We start from the raw sequence: 22,960 nt of genomic DNA, 5'->3' as shown, positions 1-22,960 counted from the left end.
TATTTTAATTTCGCGGCTTGGGTAGATCGAAAGTAATCTGAAAACAAGTGCCAGCTTCACTAAATATTTGCAATTCACCTCCCAGTTGTTCTGACAAATTAGAAACCAGTTGTAGCCCCAAAGAGTCACTTTCTTCAATGTTAAAATCTGATGGTAATCCTACTCCATCGTCCCTCACCATCAAGAGGAATTCAGGGGAGTGATGATAGACAAATTTAATGTGAATATGGCCATTTATTTTACCTAAAAAAGCATATTTTAAACAATTAGACACAAGTTCATTGACGATGAGACCACAAGGAATAGCCGTATCAATATCTAATTCTATTCGATCGATTTCTACCTGCAATTGAATTTTGGTATCGGTTACTGTATAAGACTGGAATAAATTAGCGGTTAAATTACGGATGTAGTCCGCAGCATCAATCTTTGCCAAAGTTTGAGATTGGTAGAGCTTTTCGTGAATCAGTGCCATCGATCGGACCCGGTTGTAGCTGTCAATAAACATAGTTAATGCTTCTCGATCTTTGATATACCCCGATTGCAATTTCAGGAGACTAGAAATTATCTGCAAGTTGTTTTTGACTCGATGATGAATTTCTTTAAGCAAGACTTCTTTATCTTTGAGTGATGCTAGGAGTTTGCTTTCGGCAAGTTTGCGGTCTGTAATATCAATTCCCACGGAAACTGCGGCTGCTCCTTGCTGATATTTCTGGGCGACTACCAAGTAATTGCGGGTAGAATTGTCAATTTTTAAATCAATGATTTGACTGGTGGCGGTCCCTGGTAAAATCATAAATTTACGCATAAATTCAGCAAAGTTAGCACTGTTTTTGAGAAAGCCAATATCTTGACCAACAAAAGCATCTGGGGCTAGGTTAAAAGTGGCAGCAAGGTGTTGGTTAACCCCAAGGTATCGTAGATCGGAACCAATCCAAGAAACTGAACCAGGTACGGCATCTAATACAGCTTGCAATTGATCTTTAGCTTGTTGCAATGCTGTCTCAGCTTGCTTGAGGGCTGTGATATCGCGCATCAAAGTGGAATAAAACTCTACAGTGTCTGTGGGTGACTTGTGGGCGATGATCATTTGGGAAACGGGCATTTCCGTCCCATCCTTTCTTAATAAAGCTGTTTCACCAACCCAAACTCCGTTGTGGGTGGCAGAGGGGAGGCCTTCATTTTGAATAATTTCCAGTGCCCATTGGGGGTGATATTGGGGAATATCAGACTGCAAGACTTCCTGGTTGGTTGGGATTCCGATGGCCTGTTTCATCTGGTTGTTGTTCCAGAGTATGTTGCCTTTAATATCGGACATACCTACAAAGTCGGTGCTGGCTTCTAGAATTGCTACCAAGCGCGATCGCTCTGACTCTGCTTGTTTGCGATCGCTAATATCTGCCAAATAACCAACTATTTCCCGTGGCTTACCCTCCCCATCTCGTACTAGCTTGGTTTGATTGTATAGCCAGCGGTAAGTACCATCTTGGTGGAGAAAGCGGTATTCCTGAATGTTTGATCCTTGCTCAATTAGTGATTGTAGATTTGCCATGACGCGGGGGGCATCTTCTGGGTGAATTTGACGGTTCCAGAAACTAGAATCTGCTAGGAATTGCCACGCTTCATAGCCCACAAGTGAGGTGATATTTTCGCTAATAAAGGTAGGGCAGTAATCTCCCGCAGATTTGGTACTGTAGATTACCGCTGGACTACAGGAAAGTAAGTATTTTAATCTATCTTGGGTCGCCCAAAGTGCTTTTTCGGCAAGTTTGCGATCGGTGATATCTGTTTGAATACCTATGTAATGAGTAAGATTTTGCTGGGCATCGTAAATGGGAGAAATGCTTAACTCATTCCAGAACATAGTACCATCTTTGCGATAATTCCGTAAAATAACTACACAATTTTTATTTTCTTTGATAGCGGTACTGAGTTGATCTAACCCCGGTTGGTTGGTTTCTGTTCCTTGCAGAAAACGGCAGTTGCGTCCGATCGCTTCGGCCGCAGAATAACCAGTTATGCGCTCAAAAGCGGGGTTTACGTAGATTAATGGATTATCAGGGAGCCTCGCATCGGAGATGATAATACCATTGCTACTAGCAGTAATTGCCCGGTCTCTAATTCTTGAGGTTTCTTCAGCAACTTTGCGTTGGCTAATATCGCGACAAACACAAATAATTCCTCCTTCTTCTATTAATGTCAGAGAAATTTCCTGGGCAATTTTTGTTCCATCCCGTCTTTTACCAATTGCTTCTCCTTGCCATTTTCCTGATTGCGAAAATAGGGGAAATATTTCACGATCGAATCGTTCAATTTCTTCTTGAGAGTAGAGTTCGCGCCAAGTTTTACCTAGCAGGCTACTGCTGCTGTCGTATCCAAATATTTGGTTGTGGGAAGCGTTCAAGTAGATGTATTCACCTTGGGCATTCAGAATTGCAATCCCATCTGTTGCGGCTTCTACAGCAGCTAATTGTCGTCGCAGGGTTTCTTCGGCAATTTGGCGATCGGTAATATCTGTAGAAATACCACAAACGGCATAGGTAACTCCTTGGGCATCTTTGAGGGGAAATTTGATGGTAATATAAGTGTGGATTCCATCCTGCAAAGGTATAGTTTCTTCGCTTTTTATGGGTTTTCCGCTTTCAACTACTAGGCGATTTTTCTCAGCAAAATAATCGGCTACTTTTTCGGAAAATTGAGTGTAAATGCTTTGACCAATCAGTTGTTTTGTGGTAACTCCAAACAAGTTTTCAAATTTGTGATTAACCAGAATATATCTGTTTTGAATGTCTACTACATAAATCACCGCTGGGGAGTTATCAAGAATGGCTTGTAGCTGCTCTTGACTGGCTCTCAAGGCTGCCTCAAATTGCTGGCGCTCCCTAATTTCTTGGTGTAATTGCTGGTTGGCTGTCCTTAACTGAGCTGTACGTTCCTGGACTTTGTTTTCCAGATCTTCATTGAGTAGTTCCCAGGCTTTTTCAGCAGCTTTGCGAGCAGTAATATCGCGAGCAAAACCATAGCTGATACCTTCTTCTGGGAAAGGAATGCTGTTCCAAGAGAGCCACTTGTAAGTACCATTCAAACAACGATAGCGAATTTCCAAATCCCGCACTGCATGACCAGTGTTTTTTTCTTGATCCCATACATGGTGGACGGTTTGTAAGTCATCGGGGTGAATGAATTCAATAAAATTTTGACCTTCTAATTGGTTTTTGGTATAACCAAGGATTTCTGTGCAAGCTGGGTTGACTAGCTTAAAACAACCGTTGAATTCGGCGATCGCCATTAGATCCATCGAATTATTGAAAAAGCGATCGCGATCGTTCTGCGCCTGCTTTAATTCAGTAATATCGCGACCTTCAGCAATCAGCATTACCACTTCTCCCGCCTCGTCTTTCATTGGCTTGATGGAGAAGTCAATAGTGGCTATTGTATTACCCACACCCCAAACATCAACTTCATAACGGATAAATTTACCAGATGCGGCGTAGGCGATCGCACTTTTTAAACGTTCTTGAGTCGCGGTGGAAATTGTCCACCAGCGAGTTTCCCACAAGGGAAGCCCAACCACATCAGCTAACTGCAAGCCACCAAAATCTAGTACCGTCTGGTTTGGTTCCACCAAAGTACCATCTAATTGCAACAAGCCAGTAAACTGAAATGTATTATTGAAGATAGCACTCAATTTTATCTGGCTCTCCCGTAGGGATTCTTCTGCTTCTTTGCGTTCTGTAATATCAATCCCGACGCACACCGCTGCCGTTTCTTGTTGATATTTGTGAGCGGCGAGTAAGTAATATCGCGTTCGACCATCAATTTGTGATTCAATAACTTGGGAAGCCTCCACATCAGAACTACCAATAAACTGAATCATAAATTCTGTAAACAGGGGGCTATTTTGCATAAAACCGAGTTCTTTGCCAATAAAATCCTTGGGCATCAAGTTAAAGCTGTCAGCCAGATGTCGGTTAACACCAAGGTATTTCCCATCAGCATCAATCCAAGAAATAAATCCAGGTACGGCATCCAATACCGCTTGTAATTGCTCTTTGGCTTGTTGCAGGGACTCTTCAGCAACTTTACGCTCGGTGATATCAACACAGGAGCCAATGTAACCTGCAAAATTGCCACTGGGCGTAAACCGAGGCACGCCTCTATCTAAAATCCAACGAAACTCTCCATCAGCATTCCTGAGACGGTATTCCATCAGGAATTTTTGACTGGTGTTAAAAGAGGATAGATAGATATCTAAACAATGGTGCAAATCATCGGAATGGACTGCTGCTGTCCAACCGTTATCTAGTTGTTCTTCTAAAGTTTTACCTGTAAAATCTAACCAGCTTTGGTTAAAAAAATTCCGCAGATTATCAGTACCTGACATCCAGATAAATACTGGGGCTGTATCTGCCATTAAGCGGAAGAGTTGTTCGCTCTCCCGTAGGGCTTGTTCGGCTAATTTGCGATCGGTAATATCCGTAGCGACACCAAGGATTTGACAACTGGTACCATCGGCAGATAACAGAGGTTTTTTGACTATTTGAAAGTACCGAATTTCTCCCGTCGGCGTGGTAACGGTTTCTTCTAAAAAAAACTTGGGCTGTAAGGTGCTGGTAATTTCTCGAACATCAGCCAAAAATCTCTCAACTTGTGCAGGGTTATCAATAAATTCTGCATCTTTTTTGCCTGTCAATTTTTCTACTGTTGTACCTAAGAGTTCGGCAAGAGATTGATTAACTAAAACATATCTTCCCTCACAATCTTTAACAAAAATGGCGTGGGGGCTGGTGTCGATGACATTCCGCAGAAATTCTTTTTGTGATTGCAGGGCTGCTTCGGCGCGCTCTCGTTCGGCAAGTTCAGTTTGTAGTTGTTGATAAAGTTTGGCTTGATGAATGGCGATCGCACAATGAGTAGAAATCGTCTTGACAAATTCCAATTCGGAATCGGTCCATTCTCGTTCGCGATCGCACTGGTGCAGACAAATCGCACCCAGGAACTGTTGTTGATATACCAGCGGTGTAATCAACATAGCACGAACACTCAACTGATGGGCAACTGCTTGCAACTCTGGGGTTAAAGAGTCGTCAATTTTGCTAAATAGAACTTGATGGCCGTGAATTAATTGCTGTTTGTAGCGGTTCAATATCGGACAGTGCATTCCCAGTAATTTTTCTGCTTCTGGGGTAGCTTCACTACAGTAGGTAATGGAAATTTCTCGGTGGCTGTTTTCTTCCAAAATTACGCAGCGACTGACATTCAGGGATTCATGCAACTGATCTACCGTCGTCTGCAAGATTTGATCGACAACCATCGTATCTCGCATCACCTGAACAATTTGGTTAATGAGTGCAGCCTGTTTTGCTTGTTGTTCAACCTTTGTCAGTGCTGCTTGGAGTTCAGCAGTACGCTGCTCTACCTGGGTTTCTAGTTCCGCATTACGACTGCGTAGCAATTCAGTATTTTCGATTTGTAGTTGACGAATAGATTGCTGTGCGCGTTTGAGTCCTTTATAAATTTGGGCTGGTTGCAACAAACCCAATAAGTCTACCTGGGCGACGATTCCTAACAGAGAACTATGGACATTTTCCCGAAACTGAGATACTAATAGGGGCTGCATTTGCTCTTGCTGCATTTGCTGACAAGCACGCCACAGGGAATCTTCTGGGTTGAGGTGAGTTCCCAGCCTTCTCATAATAGCTGAAGCATGGGTTTGTGCTAAATCTATGCCGAGAGCTTGTGCTTGTAAAATCTTATGTTCTGTGACGATACCTGCGGGAATGATGCGGGAAATTTCTGCTACTTCGTACTCTACTCCCTCTCTCAGATTGTCGGTAATTAGCGCCCAACTTGCGAGATTTTGTACCATCAACTGAGCAGTTTTAAGTACGGAGGTATGTCTGGGTACGCTCAGGATTTGAGTTTTCATGACTTCTGCGACAGTGCCTAATTTGAGGAGATTAGCGCTTTGGAGATTTTCCAGGATACTTTCGGGAGTAACTATCCCCAAGAGTCGATCGCGATCGTCTACAATCGGCAGATAGGAAATTTGATGTTGGCGAAATATCAATAATGGCGTAAAAATATCTTGAGCTTCCGACAGCTTGAAAACCACTTGGGGCTGTCTCATCACATCAGCGATTTTGATCGGGCTTAAGCAAGTTATACCCGACGCCGCCAGACACATAGCATCTCTGGCAGTGAAAATTCCTGCCAGAGATGTTGTGCGATGATTGGAGGACTCCTCCACTACCAAAACGCAACCATTGTGTAAAAGTGACATCCTCTGGTTACTTTCTAGTTCATCGCCACTCTCAATAACCGTTGCTTGTGGGAACCAGAAACTATCCTCGCCATCTACTTGCCCCATCAAGCGCAGAACATCGAGGAGTGATGTTTGAGGTGCTACAGTTATGGGGTGGCGATCGATAGCTCGCTCTAGAGTTGGCAAGTCTTTAAGCTGCATGACGGATCATTTTATTAGTAAGTCTCCAAAAATAACTTTCGGAAAAAGTGGTTTTGCCATGAGATTTTCAGAGCGATCGCTATTTTATATTTATACTTTACAATCTCAATTATTTCATCAGTATATTTACTAGAAAGCTGACAGATCAAGGATGATAATCATCTCACTTGATAGTTCAACTTGGTAGTCTAGATCTGCTTATTTGAAGGTTTTTTGTAATTTTTATAAATCTTTAAATGTCATCCTCTTGGTTATTCCTTAATAATTGGTAAGGTGCGTCAGCCACTAGCATATTCACAACTAATAGAATTAGATGTAACTGACGCACTCTAGAGGTTGAGTATTTATCCCTAGGCAGAAAACGAATTGCCGCAGCTACAACTTTTAGCCGCGTTAGGATTGTGAAATCGGAAACCTCCACCCATCAAATCCTCTGAATAGTCCAAGGTGAGCTCGTTGAGATATTTTAAATGCTGAGGGTCGATCGCAATTTCAATGCCCTCCGACTCGCAAACATTGGCTTCTGAGTCGATCGCATCCTCAAAAGCCATGGTATAAGATAAACCGGAACAACCGCTAGATTCCACGCCTAGACGAAATAAAGCATTGGGGTTTGGATGCTTAGATTTGAGGCGCATTACTTCCTGAGCTGCGGTTTTGCTAAGATGAATCATTAATTTTGGGAATGGGGAATGGGGAATTGGGAATTGGGAATTGGGAATTGGGAATTGGGAATTGGGGAGGGAATTGGGAATTGGGAATTGGGAATTGGGAATTAGTTATTAGTTGCGGCTTATTACTAATTGTTTATTGCTTACTTGTTGGTGCGAATACCCTATGCCCTATGCCCTATGCCCTATGCCCTATGCCCTATGCCCTATCCCCAATTACCAGTTTATAGGTTATTTAGCCTTAGATTCAGTCCGGGCATAATCATCTTGAAAACGTACAATATCGTCTTCTCCCAGATATTCGCCATTCTGTACTTCAATTAAAATCAGGGGAATCACACCAGGATTTTCCAGACGGTGATTGATGCACTGAGGAACGTAGGTAGATTGATTAGTAAATAGAACTTGTTCATTTTCGCCGCAAGTAACTTTAGCAGTACCAGAAACCACGATCCAGTGTTCGCTGCGATGGTGGTGCATTTGGAGGCTGAGGCGATGTCCGGGCTTAACTTCTATACGCTTAATTTTATATCCTGGGCCTTCTTCAAGAGTTGTAAAAGAACCCCAAGGGCGCATTTCTGTGGCGGTAATTCCGTTGATTGCTATAGGTGCTTCTAGAGTAGATATTTGAGAAATTTCTTGAGTCTGAACCATGTTTTTACTCCTTCAGGATTGCTTGTTGAAGCTTTAGTAGACAAAGTTGGTTTTTGAGGTTAGCTAATTTGTGGTTAAAATTTAAGCTTACCTGCGCCGATGGATTAGCGAACGGTACATTTTTACTGCGAAGTCTGCTTTGCCCGATCGACCAGCCTTAACAACCATAGCAAAATCACCATAGTAGTTGTCACCTGTCATGGGTGCGATCGGGCAAATCTACATCAAATCTTTATCTGCGGCTGCTAGTTCTTTATTTAATGGGATTCTTATACTATTGTCAAGAACCGGCAAGATGCCTGTTCCACAAAGAGTAATTTTTATTGCGGGCAGTTGATCCTAGCCCGCCCGTAGAAGGCTTATTGAGAATGCTGCTGCAAAACTGCTAGCATCTCTTCATAGAAAGGTAGCCCTTGACTCTGGCTATCGCTGGCGGTGGCTAGGATTTGCAAGGTTTCGATCAGCGAGTACCGCGCCGCATCTACAATCAAATCGAGGAGTGGATGAATCCCTGAATCATCTTGTTGGGCTTGGGCGATCGCCTCAATATACGCAGCACGCACCTGATTAGATATAATCACAATGGGATATCCAGCCCGCAAGCTACAGCTTTTTTTCACTGCGGCGGACGAATTACTCTAATCAATTTACCTGTGAGATTTTCGACCGTAGAAATAGCTTCATTAATCAGTGTAGCTTGTCTCTCTGTATTCAAATCTTCTTTGCAAATAATGATACCATTGTGGTCAGGTTGCAAACGGTGCAGGTGTCTAAAATCATCCCAATTGCGCGTCAAAACGGCTCGATTGTGGCTAATAGCAAAAGCTAACACATCTTCATCAGGAATCCCCAGTCCACCATTTCCAGCTTCCTGCACTGTCAAAACATCGTGACCAAAAGTTCGCAGTAATTCCACGATTACCAGTGGAAAATTTTCATCTGCATAAAGACGCACCATTGGTCAATCTTCCTCATTTCTAGCGATTGCTGCTTCAATTTCCTCTGGGTGTGCCTCAGCATAAGCCCAAGCATTCGCCAAATCCGCTGCACTCAAATGGGGAAAGTCTTGCAAAATCCGCACATCATTTGCACCCAGAAGGCGATAATTTACCATCGACCAAATAGGTATGCGAGTGTTGGCAATTCTAGCATCCCCACCACACACGCCAGGAGTTTTTTCAATTCCTTGCCAAGTATTGCTTAAACTTTGGACTAATAGCTGTATTGCCTGAGTTTTTTCACTAGGAGTTAAGGCAAGGAGTTGTTTTTCTAATTCTTTCAGTGTCATTTTTTACAATCTCAATCATTATTACTTATCTCTCTTCTCTTCCTCTGCGTTCTCTGCGGTCTCTGCGGTTAAAAAATCTAAATATATTTAATTTATCATCTAATTAACCAACAAGCTGTTTTTAACTTATTTATGAACAGGCAAGATACCTATTCCACAAGAAAATTCACTCTTTGTGGAACAGGCATCTTGCCTGTTGCTGACAATGATGCAATATTTCACGTTTAACTATTTTTTCACGATCGCTCGATCGCACCAGCTTTGATTTTTTCCTGCATCTACCCAATGCAGTAAATCTATATATAATACATCATACTAGATCGATCGCCATCCCACGCTCTACTCTAGATCAAAATCTTTTCATCACTTTGAGAGACACATCAAAATGAACAACCACGGACTGCCACAAAAACAAGGGCTGTATGATCCGCAATTCGAGCACGATGCTTGCGGAGTCGGATTTATTGTACACGTCAAGGGTAACAAATCCCACGAAATAGTCGAACAGGCACTGACAATCCTACTCAACCTCGACCATCGGGGCGCCTGCGGCTGCGAAGCCAATACCGGAGACGGCGCGGGCATTTTGATGCAAGTGCCCCACAAGTTTCTCAAAAAAGTCGCAGCAGCCCAAAACATCGAACTTCCAGAAGTTGGCGAGTACGGCGTTGGCGCAATTTACTCGTCACCAATTCAAACTGAACGGGAAAACGGGCAACGCATTTTTGAGGAAATCGCCGCCGAAGAAGGCTGTCCCGTGTTAGGTTGGCGCGATGTCCCGACAGATAACTCGTCCCTGGGCGACACCGCCAAATTCAGCGAACCCTTCATGCAGCAAGTGTTCGTCAGCCGCGCCGCAGGTATGGACGAGGCAGCTTTTGAGCGCAAACTCTACGTCATTCGCAAACGGGCACATAATGCGATTCGCAGGACTAACGTAGACCCCTACTGGTATAATTCCACACTTTCCTGCCGGACGATCGTCTACAAGGGAATGCTGATGCCCGTGCAAGTCGGAGATTACTATCCCGAACTGCATGACCCAGACATGGAAAGCGCTCTAGCCCTAGTTCACTCGCGCTTCAGCACCAATACTTTTCCGAGTTGGGAGCGATCGCACCCTTACCGCTACATCGCCCACAACGGCGAAATTAACACCATGCGCGGCAACATCAATTGGATGAACGCGCGGCAATCGATGTTCGAGTCGGAACTATTCGGCGATGACTTGAAGAAAATCCCGAATTTAATCAATGTCGATGGTAGTGACTCCACTATTTTTGATAATGCCTTAGAATTGCTGACTTTGGCCGGGCGTTCTTTGCCTCATGCCATCATGATGATGATTCCCGAACCTTGGACAGCCCACGAGTCGATGAGTGATGAGAAAAAGGCTTTCTACGAATACCATTCCTGCTTGATGGAACCTTGGGATGGGCCGGCTTCCATCGCCTTTACGGATGGTACATCGATCGGGGCTGTGCTCGATCGCAATGGTTTGCGTCCTTCTCGCTACTGTATCACCAAAGATGACTTAGTAATTATGGCATCGGAAGCGGGTGTTTTGCCGATCGCACCGGAACGAATTCTTTCAAAAGGCCGTTTGCAACCGGGCCGGATGTTCCTGGTAAATACAGCAGAAGGCCGCATCGTTTCTGATGATGAAATCAAACATCAAATCGCTTCGGAACATCCGTACCGCGAGTGGATTGACCAGCACATGGTGGAAATTGCTAAATTACCAGATGCGGAAGTAGTGGCAGAATCCAACCCAGTGCCTTTATTACAGCAGCAAATGGCTTTTGGCTACACCTTTGAAGAACTCCGGTTGTTGTTAGCGCCGATGGCACGAGATGGGGTGGAAGCTGTCGGCGCAATGGGCGCGGATACGCCGCTGGCTGTTTTATCGAACAGGCAAAAGTTGCTTTATGAATATTTCCAACAACTGTTTGCTCAAGTTACGAATCCGCCCATTGATTCGATCAGAGAAGAGATTGTCACTTCTGCCGAAACAACGATCGGATCTGAACGCAATTTGCTCAAACCGGAACCAGAAAGCTGTCACTTGATTGAGTTGAAAACACCAATTCTCAGCAATGAAGAATTGGCTAAACTCAAACAGGTTTATGAGGGCAATTTCAAGTCTGTTACCGTGCCGATTTTGTTTGACCCCAAAACAGGAGTAAAAGGTCTGGAACAGGCGCTAGAAGATGTTTTTGCAGCAGCAGATAGCGCGATCGCCTCTGGGGTGAATATCCTGATTTTGAGCGATCGGGGAATCAATGCCGAAAACGCTCCAATTCCGGCGCTGCTAGCAGTTGCAGGCCTCCACCACCACCTGATCCGCCAAGGTACGCGGACGCGGGCGGGACTGGTGCTCGAATCCGGGGAACCGAGGGAAGTTCATCACTTTGCAACTTTAATCGGCTACGGTTGCGGTGCGATCAATCCGTATTTGGCCTTCGAGACGATCGCCGATTCGATCCGCCAAGGTTTGCTGGTAAATGTTGATACCAAGACAGCTAGCAAAAACTACGTGAAAGCCGCAACTAAAGGCGTGACCAAAGTTGCCTCAAAAATTGGGATTTCGACAATTCAAAGTTACCGTGGTGCTCAGATATTTGAGGCGATCGGCTTAAACAAATCCGTAGTCGATAAATACTTCACCTGGACAGCATCGCGGATTGCAGGAGTAGACCTCGAAGTCGTCGCCCAAGAAGCGATTTTACGCCATACTCACGCATTCCCCGATCGCCCATCCAGCGGACACACCCTTGATGTCGGCGGCGAATATCAATGGCGCAAGGAAGGCGAGGCTCATTTGTTCAGCCCGCAAACTATTCACGCCCTGCAACAAGCAGTACGCGAGGGAAGTTATCCGCTTTTCAAACAGTATTCCGGGCTGGTTAACGAACAAAGTCAACAGCATTTTACCCTACGCGGTTTGTTGGAATTCAAGCAGCGGGAATCGATTCCGATTGAGGAAGTTGAGCCGATCGAATCTATTATCAAACGCTTCAAAACTGGGGCGATGAGTTACGGTTCGATTTCCCAAGAAGCCCACGAATCTTTAGCCATAGCGATGAACCGCATCGGTGGCAAATCGAACACTGGTGAAGGTGGCGAAGATCCGGAAAGATATACTTGGACAAACGATCGCGGTGACTCGAAAAACAGTGCGATCAAACAAGTTGCTTCCGGGCGTTTTGGCGTTACCAGCTTGTATCTTTCCCAAGCGCGGGAACTCCAAATCAAGATGGCGCAAGGGGCAAAACCCGGAGAAGGCGGGCAGTTACCCGGTAAAAAAGTATACCCGTGGATTGCCAAAGTACGGCACTCAACTCCCGGTGTCGGCTTGATTTCGCCTCCTCCTCACCACGACATTTATTCGATCGAAGATTTGGCAGAATTGATTCACGACTTGAAAAATGCCAACCGGGAAGCGCGGATTAGCGTCAAATTGGTGTCGGAAGTGGGGGTAGGGACGATCGCAGCCGGTGTCGCCAAAGCCCACGCTGATGTGGTGCTGATTTCAGGCTATGACGGCGGTACAGGCGCGTCACCGCAAACTTCGATCAAACACTGCGGATTGCCTTGGGAGTTGGGATTGGCCGAAACTCACCAAACCCTGGTACTCAACAATCTCCGCAGCCGAATCGCCGTTGAAACCGACGGACAACTCAAAACAGGCCGCGATGTAGCAATTGCTGCACTGCTTGGTGCAGAGGAATTCGGTTTTGCCACCGCGCCGCTGGTAACTTTGGGCTGCATTATGATGCGCGTGTGCCACCAGAACACTTGCCCCGTGGGTGTTGCAACCCAAGACCCCCTGCTGCGGAAAAACTTCACCGGAGATCCTGAACACACGGTAAACTTTATGACATTCATCGCCCAAGAAGTCCGGGAAATCATGGCGCAGTTGGGCTTCCGCACGCTGAATGAAATGGTGGGGCGCACCGATGTTTTGGAAGCGCAACAAGCGGTGGAACACTGGAAGGCTAAGGGTTTGGATTTCTCGAACATCCTGTATCAGCCGGAAGTTGGGGCGGATGTCGGGCGCTATTGTCAGATGGCGCAGGATCACGGTTTGGAAAAGTCGATCGACCTTAGTGTACTGCTGGATTTGTGCAAAAGTGCGATCGAGAACGGCACACCAGTCAAAGCAACTCTCCCAATCACCAACGTCAACCGCGTTGTCGGCACAATTCTCGGCAACGAAATCACCAAACGCCACTGGGAAGGCTTACCCGATGACACGGTGCACCTGCACTTCCAAGGTAGCGCTGGGCAAAGCTTTGGCGCATTCGTACCCAAAGGAGTCACCCTAGAGCTCGAAGGCGAAGCCAACGACTATTTAGGCAAAGGCCTCAGCGGTGGCAAAATCGTCTTGTACCCGTCGTCAGTTGCCACCTTCGTCGCAGAAGAAAACGTGATTGTCGGCAACGTAGTGCTTTACGGAGCGACATCTGGCGAGGTTTTCATCCGAGGGATGGCCGGCGAACGTTTTGGGGTGCGTAACTCCGGCGTGAATGCGGTAGTTGAGGGTGTGGGCGATCACGGTTGCGAGTACATGACTGGCGGCAAAGTTGTAGTTTTGGGTGCCACCGGGCGCAATTTTGCAGCGGGAATGAGTGGCGGTGTTGCTTACATTTTGGATGAGGCGGGTGATTTTGCTACTCGCTGCAATATGTCGATGGTGGGATTGGAAAAGTTGGAGGATGTTGAGGAAATTAGCGATTTGCGGCAGTTGATTGAGACTCATTTCGATTTGACTGGAAGTGCGAAAGCGGCGAAGGTTTTGGCAAATTGGGATGCGATGTTGCCGGTGTTTGTGAAGGTGATGCCGATGGATTATAAGCGAGTGTTGCAGGCCATTGAAAGGGCGATCGCTGCGGGTTTGAGCGGTGATGATGCGCTGACGGCGGCTTTTGAAGAAAATGCTCGTGATGTCGCTCGGATTGGGGGTAGCTAGGCTATAATGAGGAATGGGTAATGGCTGTTACTAAGCAGCAATTACCTGTTCCTCGTTATCGATCGATTACAAACTATCAACTATAAATTACCCATGCCAGCACAAAAAAATGTCAGGTCACAAAACATCAGTATTGCTGTTGTTGGTCATACCAATACCGGAAAAACTACTCTCATTAGAACTTTGATGAAAACTTCTATTGGAGAAGTTGGAGATTCAGCCAATGTTACAAAAAAAGGGCAATCCTATTTTTTCGAGGGTCTCCAAGCAACATTTATAGATACTCCGGGATTTCAGTATGCCTCTAATGTAATGATGTACCTTGACTCATTGAATGAAAATCCTGAGTTCAAGATGCCACAGAGTTGGCAAGAAAAAATGGTCTATGATATGAACGCAATAGCTTCGATAGAATCCAGCGATCTAGTTTTATATGTAGCTAGTCTAAGTGTTGTACCTGATGATAGTTACAAGGATGAAATTGCAATTATCAAGAAAAAATGTTCAAAGGTTGTAGCTGTTATCAATCAATACAAAAAGCAACTTGAAGCAAGCGATAAGATATCTGTTGAAAATCGAGTCGCTCAATGGAAAAATATGTTTAGAGAACATTCAATTAATGATGTGATTGTTTTTGATGCTCATTGGGATAATCCTGTCAAAGTAAAGGGAATTTATGACAGCATTTTAAATATACTTGATTGTGAGGAAAAATCGCGTTTTACTGAAGGTTTAAAACGATTTAATGAGAGACAGTCAGAAATCAGGAAAGAGGCTTGTAATTTGTTGTCTGTTTTTATTATTGAACCGTATCAGGGAAAACCAATTTTGACTATTCCCAAAGCAGAATTCAATAATGAGCATAAACGCGAAATAGCAAAGGAAAAAATCGCAGACAAGATCGACAGCTCGTTTGCTGCATTCATTTATAATATCACCTATCTATACAAGGTAGCAGCAGAAAATCCCACTACTCCAAAAGAGCAGTTGGGTCTAGACTTCCAGACAGATCATAACTGGATGAATCGCCTCAGTATGGGTTCTGGATTAGCAGCAGTTGCGGCAGGTTTCTTCTCTTTTTCAATGGCTGTTGTTGGAGCAGGAGTTGTGGGTGTATTGAGTGGCGGGGCAGGTATTGTAGGTGGAGCAATTGCAGGGGCGCAGATAGGAGCATCTGTGGGGGCTGCTTTAGGTAGCTTTGCTGTTTTTTATGAGGAGCAGGATACTGTGAATATCAACATTGAAGTAGAGCAAATGAGAACTATTTTAGTTAAAGCAATTGCTCTTATATGGGGATCATCAAATAATGGTTATGGACGAGGTAGATATCTTACAGCTAATGAAGGTGAACAGATTGAGAAGCAAATTTCTATAATACAACCTTTATTAGGATCTAAAATAAATTTGGCTAGGGCTGATAAAAACACCATAATAAAACATTGCGAGAAAATCCTTGACTATCTGGAAAATGAAATTGAGTAAAGCTTGTGAAAGCAGTAGTTGACTACGAATCAAGAATTGCATATCTTTAACATAAAGACAAAGGTAGACCATGAAAGCAATTGAAACCACCGGAAAAATTGACAATCGAGGGCGACTTTCTCTCGATCGCCCCCTTGCGCTTGCCAACTACAGCCACGTTCGGATTATTGTCTTAATACCAGAAGGCACTGACATAGATCGAGATGATGACCCCATCGAAACTGTCATCGAAGGGCTTCAGCAAGGCTTCCATGAAGCAATTACCGGACAAACTCTCCCTTTGTCTCAACTGTGGGACGGCATCGATGATAATCGATCGAACTAGCTATTTATGAAAATTGCCAATAGCGATCGCGCAATTATTGAGCCATCAAAGTTGACTGACTATCTACTTAATATAGAACATAAGCGAGGAGGGACTAAAGCAAAACTGTTAATTCAATGCGGATATTCTCAAGAAAATTGGCAGCAATTAGAAACGGATATTCGCGATGCTCACCTGTCCGCAGATGTTGATGTCGTTAAGGACACAGGATACGGAACGCGATATGAAATTAGCGCCTATCTCTCGACACCTGTTGGCAGACAACTTCTTGTCAGGACGGTTTGGCAAATAGATAGAGGGACTGATTTTCCCCGTTTGATTACGTTGATTCCCGATTAAAAAGTTAACAGAGGACAATATGAACTATCAACTTTATTCAGATGTCATCTTGCTGTGCAACTTTCCCGAAGAAGGACTTTATCCCGGCGATATCGGTACGGTGGTCGAACAGCATCACGTTGAAGGACTAGAAACAGGTTATAGCGTTGAGTTCTTCGATCTGTTGGGAAACACTGTAGCAGTTGCCACGCTACCTGGAAGTTATTTGCGATCGCCCACAAGTGCAGATAGACCTACAGTTAGACTGGTTAATAGTTTTGCTGCGTAAGTAGAGGAAATAGTGCAATCGAGATGACGATCGCAAGTCCAGGAAGGCGATCGTGGAAAAATAGTGGCGATCGACTCAAATTGTCGCAACTGAGAGTAGAATTGAATATCTAGTTTCCATAGAGCAACGCCGCTTTGAGCCAGATTCAAATCTTAAACTTACAAAGCCTTAGCCAGGGACTCCCTGCGATTACACCTGCCTTTGGAGCCGCGATCGCAGAAGCAGGTGCGATTTGTCTAACCGATGAAGCTCACCAACCAGGAGTAACACTTAAAGTTGAGGGAGAATTTTCTGCCACATTCAAGTTAGATTGGCAGCCAGTCACCGAGCAAACCCGACGATGTTGGAATGACGAAGAATATACTACCGAGCAGGCTGCTTATGGAATCGCATTCCTGTTAATTCTCCAATTAACAAATCTCACAGTCATTGAACGCTCTCGCAAAGGAACTGGATTTGACTATTGGTTAGGAAATCAAAATTCATCTACCACACTGCCATTTGAGCGAATGGCTCGGCTAGAGGTTTCTGGAATTCGCAAAGGCAATCGAAGTCAAATCAATACTAGAGTCAAGCTGAAAACTGAACAAACCCGCACATCAGACGCACAAGGCTTGCCAGCGTATATCATTGTAGTAGAGTTCAGCCGACCGATTTCTATTATTAGTGCCAAGCAAAATCCTGAAGGAACCGTACTCCAATGAGCCAGATTCAATCGCTCCACAAACAAGCAATGGATTTAGCCGAAGCAGCGGCAGTCGCTCGCTTAAGAGGTGCGTTGGAGTTGGCTGCACAATTCACGCGCCAAGCCTTTGAACAAGAAACTCAGGCCGCAGCCTTAATCGCTAGCGCCCTTGATGCTGAACCCACTCGTTCAGTGCTTCACCGCAGCGCAGCATCTTTAGCGATTGAATGTGGCGAATTACGAATAGCAGAACGTCTAATTGCAACTGCGTTATCTGGCAATCCCCCGGCAGAGATTGCTGAAGAACTCAAAGATTTATTCATCCAGATTAACTTGAGCCAATATCTGAAACGTCAAGGAATCCACATCGACATTAAGGAACTGCGAGGACTGGTAAATCAATAGCACTCGTTGAAGGACTAGCCCACCCGGCGGTTGAAACCGCGACTACATAAACAAAGTCTGCCTCCGCAGACTAAGAGATAAAAGAGGTATTTTGGATTGTGACTGCTAAATTAAAGCCACTCGAATAAAATGACAAAAAAAGGTACAACAAGTGGCAGACCCTTCAATCCATCAAAAGCGGGCGGGAAAATTCTCAACTTATCTTATCAAAATGTTAAAATTACTGATAAAGGCGTTGCCTTAGTTGAAGCTCATGTTCGGAGATTTAATCCAGTTGGTGAACCTGAACTAAGAATGGTAGAAAGGTTAAGAAATATCGCCACCGAAACCCTTGTCGCTGAACCTGTTGATTTACGCTTCTATACTCACGAGTTGCGCGAGTATCTGAGGTATAAAAAACTCGGCTATCCAACGGGACAGCCAACAAACCCCGACGATGCTTATGAACTTTGGAACAATGCTCACACAGCTACTCTTGAAGATTATAAATTAAAAGAAGGATTCGGCGTTTTATTTCATCCAAGCGTAGAGGAATTTTTATGAAAAACCTAACTCAATTAACCCAGCTTGAATTAGTGCTACTGGAATTAGTAGCTAAAGGTCAAGGAAAGTGGAGTTGGTACGAACTCGCGAATGCACTTTCTCGTCGCGATGTACCGCGAGAACCTGACATGATGGTTGTCTTAAAAAAACTGGCTGCTGATGGCTTGGTTCAACGATATGTAGAAACAAATTCGCCTCGTGACAGATGGGAATTAACCCCTGTCGGTTTTATTGTGTTCGCAGACGCAAAAGCAGATAGTCAAAGCAGAATTATACGTTATGCAGTTGCGATCCAGAAATCTGAAAGCAATTATTCTGCTTATGTTCCAGATTTACCGGGATGCGTAGCAATAGGTGCAACTATCGAGGAAGTAGAACAAGAAATTAAAGCAGCAATAGTTGTTTATTTAGAAGAGTTGCGTCAATCTGGTTCGTCTATTCCTGAAGCTAGAACTTTATGTAAATATGTTGAGGTATAAATTGGTCGATCGCAAACAAGTAGAGTAAATAGTAGAATGGATAAACTAACCGAATATCCCAAGCTAATCAAACGGATTTTAACCGAGTATGTAGAATTGTCTAATCGCCGTCCTCAACCAGACATCGAGACATTCTTAATTACCGACGAACAAAACGGTCATTATATGTGGATGAATCTGGGCTGGCAAAAGGGAGAACGAATTACCGGGATGACTGTATATGTTCGGATTCGCGATCGCAAATTCTGGATCGAAGAAGACTGGACAGAAGATGGAATTGCAACGGATTTGGTGCGTGCAGGAGTTCCCAAGGAAGATATTGTGTTAGCATTTCACGAACCTGGGATGCGGCAATACACAGATTTTGCAGTAGCTTCGTAGCCTTTTATGAAACTTGGAATTGCTGTTGGGCCACCCATTTGATATAATATTGTTACTAGATTGTAGAATAGCAATCAAAAAAAAGGGATAATTATGACCGTAGAACAAACCATTTTGGAAAATGTGAAGGTCTTATCGCCAGACCAGCAACAAGAAGTCTTAGCTTTCATCAAATTCTTGCAGTCCGATAAATGGGAAGATATCTATAAAGGACGCTTCCAAGAACTGCAACAAGAAATTCGTCAAGATACTGACATCGATCGCGATGATGACCCCATTGAAACAGTCCTCGAAGGGATTCAGCAAGGCTTCCATGAGGCAATTACCGGAAAAACTCTCCCTTTGTCTCAACTGTGGGATGGAATCGATGACAATTGATCCAAAACCGATCGCAATTGAACTCACCCCTCGATTTCAAAGAGACTTGCGAACTTTAGGCAAACGCGATCGCAACATTCGCAACGACATTGAACCTGTAATCGAACAACTTCAAGCGGGGGAACTTCCGGGCGATCGCATTCCGGGAATGGAGTACGAAATTTTCAAAGTCAGAATTAAGAACAGCGACATTCAAAAAGGCAAAAGCGCGGGCTACCGTGCTATTTATTACCTCAAAACTAGCGATTCGATCGTTTTGGTGACTATCTATTCTAAATCAGACCTATCAGATATCGCCAAGCTATCTCTCAAAATTGATTGGCAAACCATCCTGAAATACCAGCAATTCCCCCGGCTGAATCTTCGTCCAATTTTCATCATCCGTAAGTGGCAAAGTAGCAATTACAGCCACGCGATCGCCCTCGTTGGTCAATTCCCGAAAATCCACCGTCACATCCTCATCGATCGAGTGGGCGCTAGCAAAAGGTGCTTGTCTCACAATATAATGCAGGTTGGTAGAACAATGCACAAACAAATGTTCTCCATCGGAAAGTAAATAATTAAAAATTCCGTAGTCTGCTAAACTTTTAGTAATTTCATTCAGCACTGGATAAAGTTCAGTTAAATCAGGCTTATATTCAGGAAAAGTCGATCGCAATTTTTCCAATATCAAACAAAACGCTTTTTCACTGTCAGTTTTACCCACAGGCTTGTAAAACCCAGCACTTTCAGGATTGAAATTTTCCAGATTTCCGTTGTGAGCAAACACCCAATAGCGCCCCCAAAGTTCCCGCCCAAAAGGATGGCAATTTTCCAGAACAATGTCACCTTGAGTAGCTTTACGGATGTGAGCAATCACGTTAGTTGAATGAATGGGATAGCGACGCACTAAATCAGCCACTGGAGAACTAATCGCTGGTTTAGAATCTATAAAAATGCGGCATCCTAAACCCTCAAAGAAAGCGATTCCCCAACCATCTTGATGAATGTCAGTTTTGCCACCCCTGGCCGAAAAACCCTCAAAAGAAAAGCATATATCTGTGGGAACGTTACAGTTCATTCCTAGTAATTGGCACATAACGGTTAATTTTAGGAAGTTAGGAATATTGATGTCTCCCACAAAGATAGTCAACAACAGGTTGTTGAGTCCTGTTCCACAGTAATTATGGGAGATGTTGATTGATGTCGCAGCTATTGGTCGCTACGGACTGACAATGATAGTATTATAGTAGTCAAGAATCTAGAATTTCTCAAAAAGTCATAAAAATTAGGGATAATCAATCCTATAGAGAGAGAAATAGCATATCATGACTAAATAGAGGATGATGTTAGTTGGCGATAATCCTCTATTTCTGCGATCGCAAAACTTCCGATATACAGCTCATGGTAAAACCGACCACAATTTTGACGAAACTTCCTTTTTCCAATCCAGCGAACCGAAAATTATCCCTGCAAACCCTCCTGATCGTTCCCTTTGTCCTACAAATCTTCGCCGCCGTAGGCTTAACCGGATATTTATCATTCCGCAACGGACAAAAAGCCATTAACGACTTAGCCAATCGACTCAGCAACGAAGTTAGCGATCGCATCCATCAGCACCTAGACACCTATCTAGCAACACCTCAACAAATCAATCAAATTAATGCCGATGCTATTAAATTAGGACAATTAGACTTACAAAACTTTCCTAAAGTAGGACATTTTTTTTGGAAAGAAATGCAGGTATTTAATGTTGGCTACATCTTCTACAGTTCAGCCAAAGGTAACTATGTTGGTTCTGGATATTTCCTCGATCCCGGAAAAGTAGCTATTGATGAACTTTCCGCCAAAACTAAAGGTAAAACTCACAGTTACCATACAGATGGGCAAGGAAATCGCATTCATTTGGAGTATGTATATGATTACGAGCCTCGGAACGATCTGGTGTATAAACAAGCCATCCGTTCGAGAAAACCGATTTGGAGTAAAATTACTAATTGGGAAGGTTTCCCCGAAATTTTATCTATTGCTTCCGGCTATCCCATATACAATAATAACAGTTTACAAGGTGTTTTGGTTGTTGATATCCGCCTTTCTCAAATCAGCAATTATCTGCGAAAAATAGCAGTTAGTTCTTCCGGTAAAATTTTTATTATAGAGCGCGACGGTATGCTGGTAGCGAGTTCGTCTCAGGAACATCCTTTTAAAATAACTAACAAAAAAGCCGAGAGAATTAATGCTGTAAATAGTAGCGAAACTTTAATTAAATCCACAGCTACTTATTTGAATAAAACCTTTGGTAGTTTTCGGGAAATCACAGAAAATCATAACTTACAATTTACCGAGAAAGGTCGTCGCCAATTTGTCCGTACAGCACCTTGGCAGGATAAATTTGGTTTAGACTGGCTAGTAGTAGTTGTCGTTCCCGAATCTGACTTTACAGAACAAATTAACGCCAATACTCGCACTACAATTGGGCTGTGTGCGGGAGCATTGTTAGTAGCAGTTTCCTTGGGGATTTGTACCTCTCGCCGCATTATCCAATCTATCTTTCGGATTGTCACCGCGTCCCAAGCGATCGCTGCGGGAGAATTAGACCAAAACGTGCCTGGATCGAGCATTACAGAAATAGGAATTTTAGCCACTTCTTTCAACAGGATGGCAGAGCGGCTGCGGGAATATTTCATAACTCTCAAAACCACTAATGAACAATTAGAAAATAGAGTAGAACAACGCACCAAAGAACTTTCGGAAGCTCTTTACAACCTTCAAACAACTCAATCCCAATTAGTCCAAACTGAAAAAATGTCTAGTTTAGGGCAAATGGTGGCAGGCATTGCCCATGAAATTAACAATCCAGTCAACTTTATTCATGGTAACATCACCTGTACTAAAGAATATATTGAAGAACTACTAGAAATAATTAGTCTCTACGAAAAACACTATCCCAGCCCTGGGGCTGAAATTCAAAAATCTTTAGCAACTTGCGATTTAGATTTCGTGAAAGAGGACTTACAAAAAATTATGGATTCCATGCAAGAAGGAACGAATCGCATCACAGATATTGTGCTGAATTTGCGAAACTTTTCTCGACTAGACGAATCAGAATTGAAACCAGTTGACCTGCGCTCTGGTTTGGAAAGCACTCTGATGATTTTACAACATCGTTTGAGAGCGACTGAGCAAAAACCTGCAATTGAAGTGATTAAAAACTATGGCATTTTATCAAAAGTAGAGTGTTATCCTGGTTTATTAAACCAAGTTTTTATGAATATTTTGAGTAATGCGATCGACGCTGTTCAACAATCAAAAATGGATGAAATTAACAATAATCCAACTATTGTAATTTCTACGGAAATGACCCCGGAAAATTTGGCGATAGTCAGAATTAGAGATAATGGGTTGGGTATAAAAGAAAATTTAATATCTAAGATATTCGATCCCTTTTTTACCACAAAACCTGTAGGAAAAGGTACAGGATTAGGATTGTCGATAGCTTATCAGATTGTCCGAGATAAACATCAAGGAGATCTGATTTGCACTTCTACACCAGGAGCAGGTACGGAATTTGCGGTCGTACTCCCTCAAAATATTAGAACCCGCCAAAATGATTTGTCAAATTAAATTTAGTTTAAAAAAGAGCGC

General features: G+C 43.7%; 19 protein-coding genes. 12 read left to right on the top strand and 7 right to left on the bottom strand.

Going from position 1 to position 22,960, the window contains the following annotated elements; all coding sequences use genetic code 11:
• Positions 1-4: 4 nt before the first annotated feature.
• The 6 genes from AAFP11_RS17610 to AAFP11_RS17585 form a co-directional block, all read right to left on the bottom strand.
• Positions 5-6,466 (bottom strand): PAS domain S-box protein, encoded by a 6,462-nt coding sequence (locus AAFP11_RS17610; protein WP_341738250.1) that lies wholly within the window; start codon positions 6,464-6,466, stop codon positions 5-7.
• Between the two features lie 350 nt (positions 6,467-6,816).
• Complete coding sequence (locus AAFP11_RS17605; RefSeq protein WP_341738249.1) at positions 6,817-7,140, bottom strand: iron-sulfur cluster assembly accessory protein; 324 nt, start codon at positions 7,138-7,140, stop codon at positions 6,817-6,819.
• 228 nt (positions 7,141-7,368) lie between these two features.
• Positions 7,369-7,791: a phosphomannose isomerase type II C-terminal cupin domain gene (locus tag AAFP11_RS17600; RefSeq protein ID WP_340518866.1), complete on the bottom strand. Its 423-nt coding sequence runs from the start codon at positions 7,789-7,791 to the stop codon at positions 7,369-7,371.
• 359 nt (positions 7,792-8,150) lie between these two features.
• Positions 8,151-8,411: a hypothetical protein gene (locus AAFP11_RS17595; protein WP_341738248.1), complete on the bottom strand. Its 261-nt coding sequence runs from the start codon at positions 8,409-8,411 to the stop codon at positions 8,151-8,153.
• Positions 8,408-8,749: a DUF5615 family PIN-like protein gene (locus AAFP11_RS17590; protein ID WP_341738247.1), complete on the bottom strand. Its 342-nt coding sequence runs from the start codon at positions 8,747-8,749 to the stop codon at positions 8,408-8,410. The genes AAFP11_RS17595 and AAFP11_RS17590 overlap by 4 nt, the downstream gene beginning before the upstream one ends.
• A 3-nt stretch (positions 8,750-8,752) precedes the next feature.
• Positions 8,753-9,079: a DUF433 domain-containing protein gene (locus tag AAFP11_RS17585; protein WP_341738246.1), complete on the bottom strand. Its 327-nt coding sequence runs from the start codon at positions 9,077-9,079 to the stop codon at positions 8,753-8,755.
• A gap of 385 nt (positions 9,080-9,464) precedes the next feature.
• Between AAFP11_RS17585 and gltB the strand changes: the two genes are divergently transcribed.
• From gltB to AAFP11_RS17530, 11 genes are all read left to right on the top strand, one after another.
• A complete protein-coding gene (gltB, locus tag AAFP11_RS17580) occupies positions 9,465-14,051 on the top strand; it encodes a glutamate synthase large subunit (protein WP_341738245.1) in 4,587 nt (1,528 codons plus the stop codon).
• Between the two features lie 93 nt (positions 14,052-14,144).
• Positions 14,145-15,533 carry a GTPase domain-containing protein gene (locus tag AAFP11_RS17575; RefSeq protein ID WP_341738244.1) on the top strand — a complete coding sequence of 463 codons (1,389 nt, stop codon included), beginning with the start codon at positions 14,145-14,147 and terminating at the stop codon, positions 15,531-15,533.
• Between the two features lie 70 nt (positions 15,534-15,603).
• Positions 15,604-15,858 (top strand): hypothetical protein, encoded by a 255-nt coding sequence (locus AAFP11_RS17570; RefSeq protein ID WP_341738243.1) that lies wholly within the window; start codon positions 15,604-15,606, stop codon positions 15,856-15,858.
• 6 nt (positions 15,859-15,864) lie between these two features.
• A complete protein-coding gene (locus AAFP11_RS17565) occupies positions 15,865-16,197 on the top strand; it encodes a DUF6883 domain-containing protein (RefSeq protein WP_341738242.1) in 333 nt (110 codons plus the stop codon).
• 19 nt (positions 16,198-16,216) lie between these two features.
• Complete coding sequence (locus AAFP11_RS17560; protein WP_341738241.1) at positions 16,217-16,465, top strand: DUF4926 domain-containing protein; 249 nt, start codon at positions 16,217-16,219, stop codon at positions 16,463-16,465.
• 134 nt (positions 16,466-16,599) lie between these two features.
• Positions 16,600-17,169, top strand: coding sequence for a hypothetical protein (locus AAFP11_RS17555; RefSeq protein WP_341738240.1), 570 nt, complete (start codon positions 16,600-16,602; stop codon positions 17,167-17,169).
• Positions 17,166-17,555: a hypothetical protein gene (locus tag AAFP11_RS17550; RefSeq protein WP_341738239.1), complete on the top strand. Its 390-nt coding sequence runs from the start codon at positions 17,166-17,168 to the stop codon at positions 17,553-17,555. Before AAFP11_RS17555 ends, AAFP11_RS17550 begins: the two co-directional genes overlap by 4 nt.
• Before the next feature lie 129 nt (positions 17,556-17,684).
• A complete protein-coding gene (locus AAFP11_RS17545; protein WP_341738238.1) occupies positions 17,685-18,098 on the top strand; it encodes a hypothetical protein in 414 nt (137 codons plus the stop codon).
• Positions 18,095-18,577, top strand: a complete 483-nt coding sequence (locus AAFP11_RS17540) for a type II toxin-antitoxin system HicB family antitoxin (protein ID WP_341738237.1) — start codon at positions 18,095-18,097, stop codon at positions 18,575-18,577. The genes AAFP11_RS17545 and AAFP11_RS17540 overlap by 4 nt, the downstream gene beginning before the upstream one ends.
• A 36-nt stretch (positions 18,578-18,613) precedes the next feature.
• A complete protein-coding gene (locus AAFP11_RS17535; protein ID WP_341738236.1) occupies positions 18,614-18,958 on the top strand; it encodes a XisI protein in 345 nt (114 codons plus the stop codon).
• Positions 18,959-19,051: 93 nt separating this feature from the next.
• A complete protein-coding gene (locus AAFP11_RS17530; protein WP_341738235.1) occupies positions 19,052-19,336 on the top strand; it encodes a hypothetical protein in 285 nt (94 codons plus the stop codon).
• A 301-nt stretch (positions 19,337-19,637) separates the two neighbouring features.
• Here the strand turns inward: AAFP11_RS17530 and AAFP11_RS17525 are convergent, their stop codons facing one another.
• Positions 19,638-20,396: a class II glutamine amidotransferase gene (locus AAFP11_RS17525; protein ID WP_341738234.1), complete on the bottom strand. Its 759-nt coding sequence runs from the start codon at positions 20,394-20,396 to the stop codon at positions 19,638-19,640.
• A gap of 272 nt (positions 20,397-20,668) precedes the next feature.
• On the opposite strand from AAFP11_RS17525, the gene AAFP11_RS17520 reads away from it, so the two are divergent.
• A complete protein-coding gene (locus AAFP11_RS17520) occupies positions 20,669-22,939 on the top strand; it encodes an ATP-binding protein (protein ID WP_341738233.1) in 2,271 nt (756 codons plus the stop codon).
• The last annotated feature ends 21 nt before the right edge of the window (positions 22,940-22,960 follow it).

It is taken from the genome of Microcoleus sp. CAWBG640 (genome assembly GCF_020883015.1).
In the GTDB taxonomy this organism is placed as follows: Bacteria; Cyanobacteriota; Cyanobacteriia; order Cyanobacteriales; family Microcoleaceae; genus Microcoleus; species Microcoleus anatoxicus.
The sequence above is the reverse complement of the archived record's forward strand: the minus strand, read 5'-3'. Positions and strand labels throughout refer to the sequence as shown.

What these genes read in the sequence shown, in the direction of transcription:
- AAFP11_RS17605 (WP_341738249.1), bottom strand. Translation starts at nt 7,140, where the DNA reads ATGATTCATCTTAGCAAAACCGCAGCTCAGGAAGTAATGCGCCTCAAA.
- gltB (WP_341738245.1), top strand. Translation starts at nt 9,465, where the DNA reads ATGAACAACCACGGACTGCCACAAAAACAAGGGCTGTATGATCCGCAA.
- AAFP11_RS17585 (WP_341738246.1), bottom strand. Translation starts at nt 9,079, where the DNA reads ATGACACTGAAAGAATTAGAAAAACAACTCCTTGCCTTAACTCCTAGT.
- AAFP11_RS17570 (WP_341738243.1), top strand. Translation starts at nt 15,604, where the DNA reads ATGAAAGCAATTGAAACCACCGGAAAAATTGACAATCGAGGGCGACTT.
- AAFP11_RS17540 (WP_341738237.1), top strand. Translation starts at nt 18,095, where the DNA reads ATGAAAAACCTAACTCAATTAACCCAGCTTGAATTAGTGCTACTGGAA.
- AAFP11_RS17575 (WP_341738244.1), top strand. Translation starts at nt 14,145, where the DNA reads ATGCCAGCACAAAAAAATGTCAGGTCACAAAACATCAGTATTGCTGTT.
- AAFP11_RS17565 (WP_341738242.1), top strand. Translation starts at nt 15,865, where the DNA reads ATGAAAATTGCCAATAGCGATCGCGCAATTATTGAGCCATCAAAGTTG.
- AAFP11_RS17590 (WP_341738247.1), bottom strand. Translation starts at nt 8,749, where the DNA reads ATGGTGCGTCTTTATGCAGATGAAAATTTTCCACTGGTAATCGTGGAA.
- AAFP11_RS17600 (WP_340518866.1), bottom strand. Translation starts at nt 7,791, where the DNA reads ATGGTTCAGACTCAAGAAATTTCTCAAATATCTACTCTAGAAGCACCT.
- AAFP11_RS17550 (WP_341738239.1), top strand. Translation starts at nt 17,166, where the DNA reads ATGAGCCAGATTCAATCGCTCCACAAACAAGCAATGGATTTAGCCGAA.
- AAFP11_RS17610 (WP_341738250.1), bottom strand. Translation starts at nt 6,466, where the DNA reads ATGCAGCTTAAAGACTTGCCAACTCTAGAGCGAGCTATCGATCGCCAC.
- AAFP11_RS17535 (WP_341738236.1), top strand. Translation starts at nt 18,614, where the DNA reads ATGGATAAACTAACCGAATATCCCAAGCTAATCAAACGGATTTTAACC.
- AAFP11_RS17545 (WP_341738238.1), top strand. Translation starts at nt 17,685, where the DNA reads ATGACAAAAAAAGGTACAACAAGTGGCAGACCCTTCAATCCATCAAAA.
- AAFP11_RS17525 (WP_341738234.1), bottom strand. Translation starts at nt 20,396, where the DNA reads ATGAACTGTAACGTTCCCACAGATATATGCTTTTCTTTTGAGGGTTTT.
- AAFP11_RS17530 (WP_341738235.1), top strand. Translation starts at nt 19,052, where the DNA reads ATGACCGTAGAACAAACCATTTTGGAAAATGTGAAGGTCTTATCGCCA.
- AAFP11_RS17560 (WP_341738241.1), top strand. Translation starts at nt 16,217, where the DNA reads ATGAACTATCAACTTTATTCAGATGTCATCTTGCTGTGCAACTTTCCC.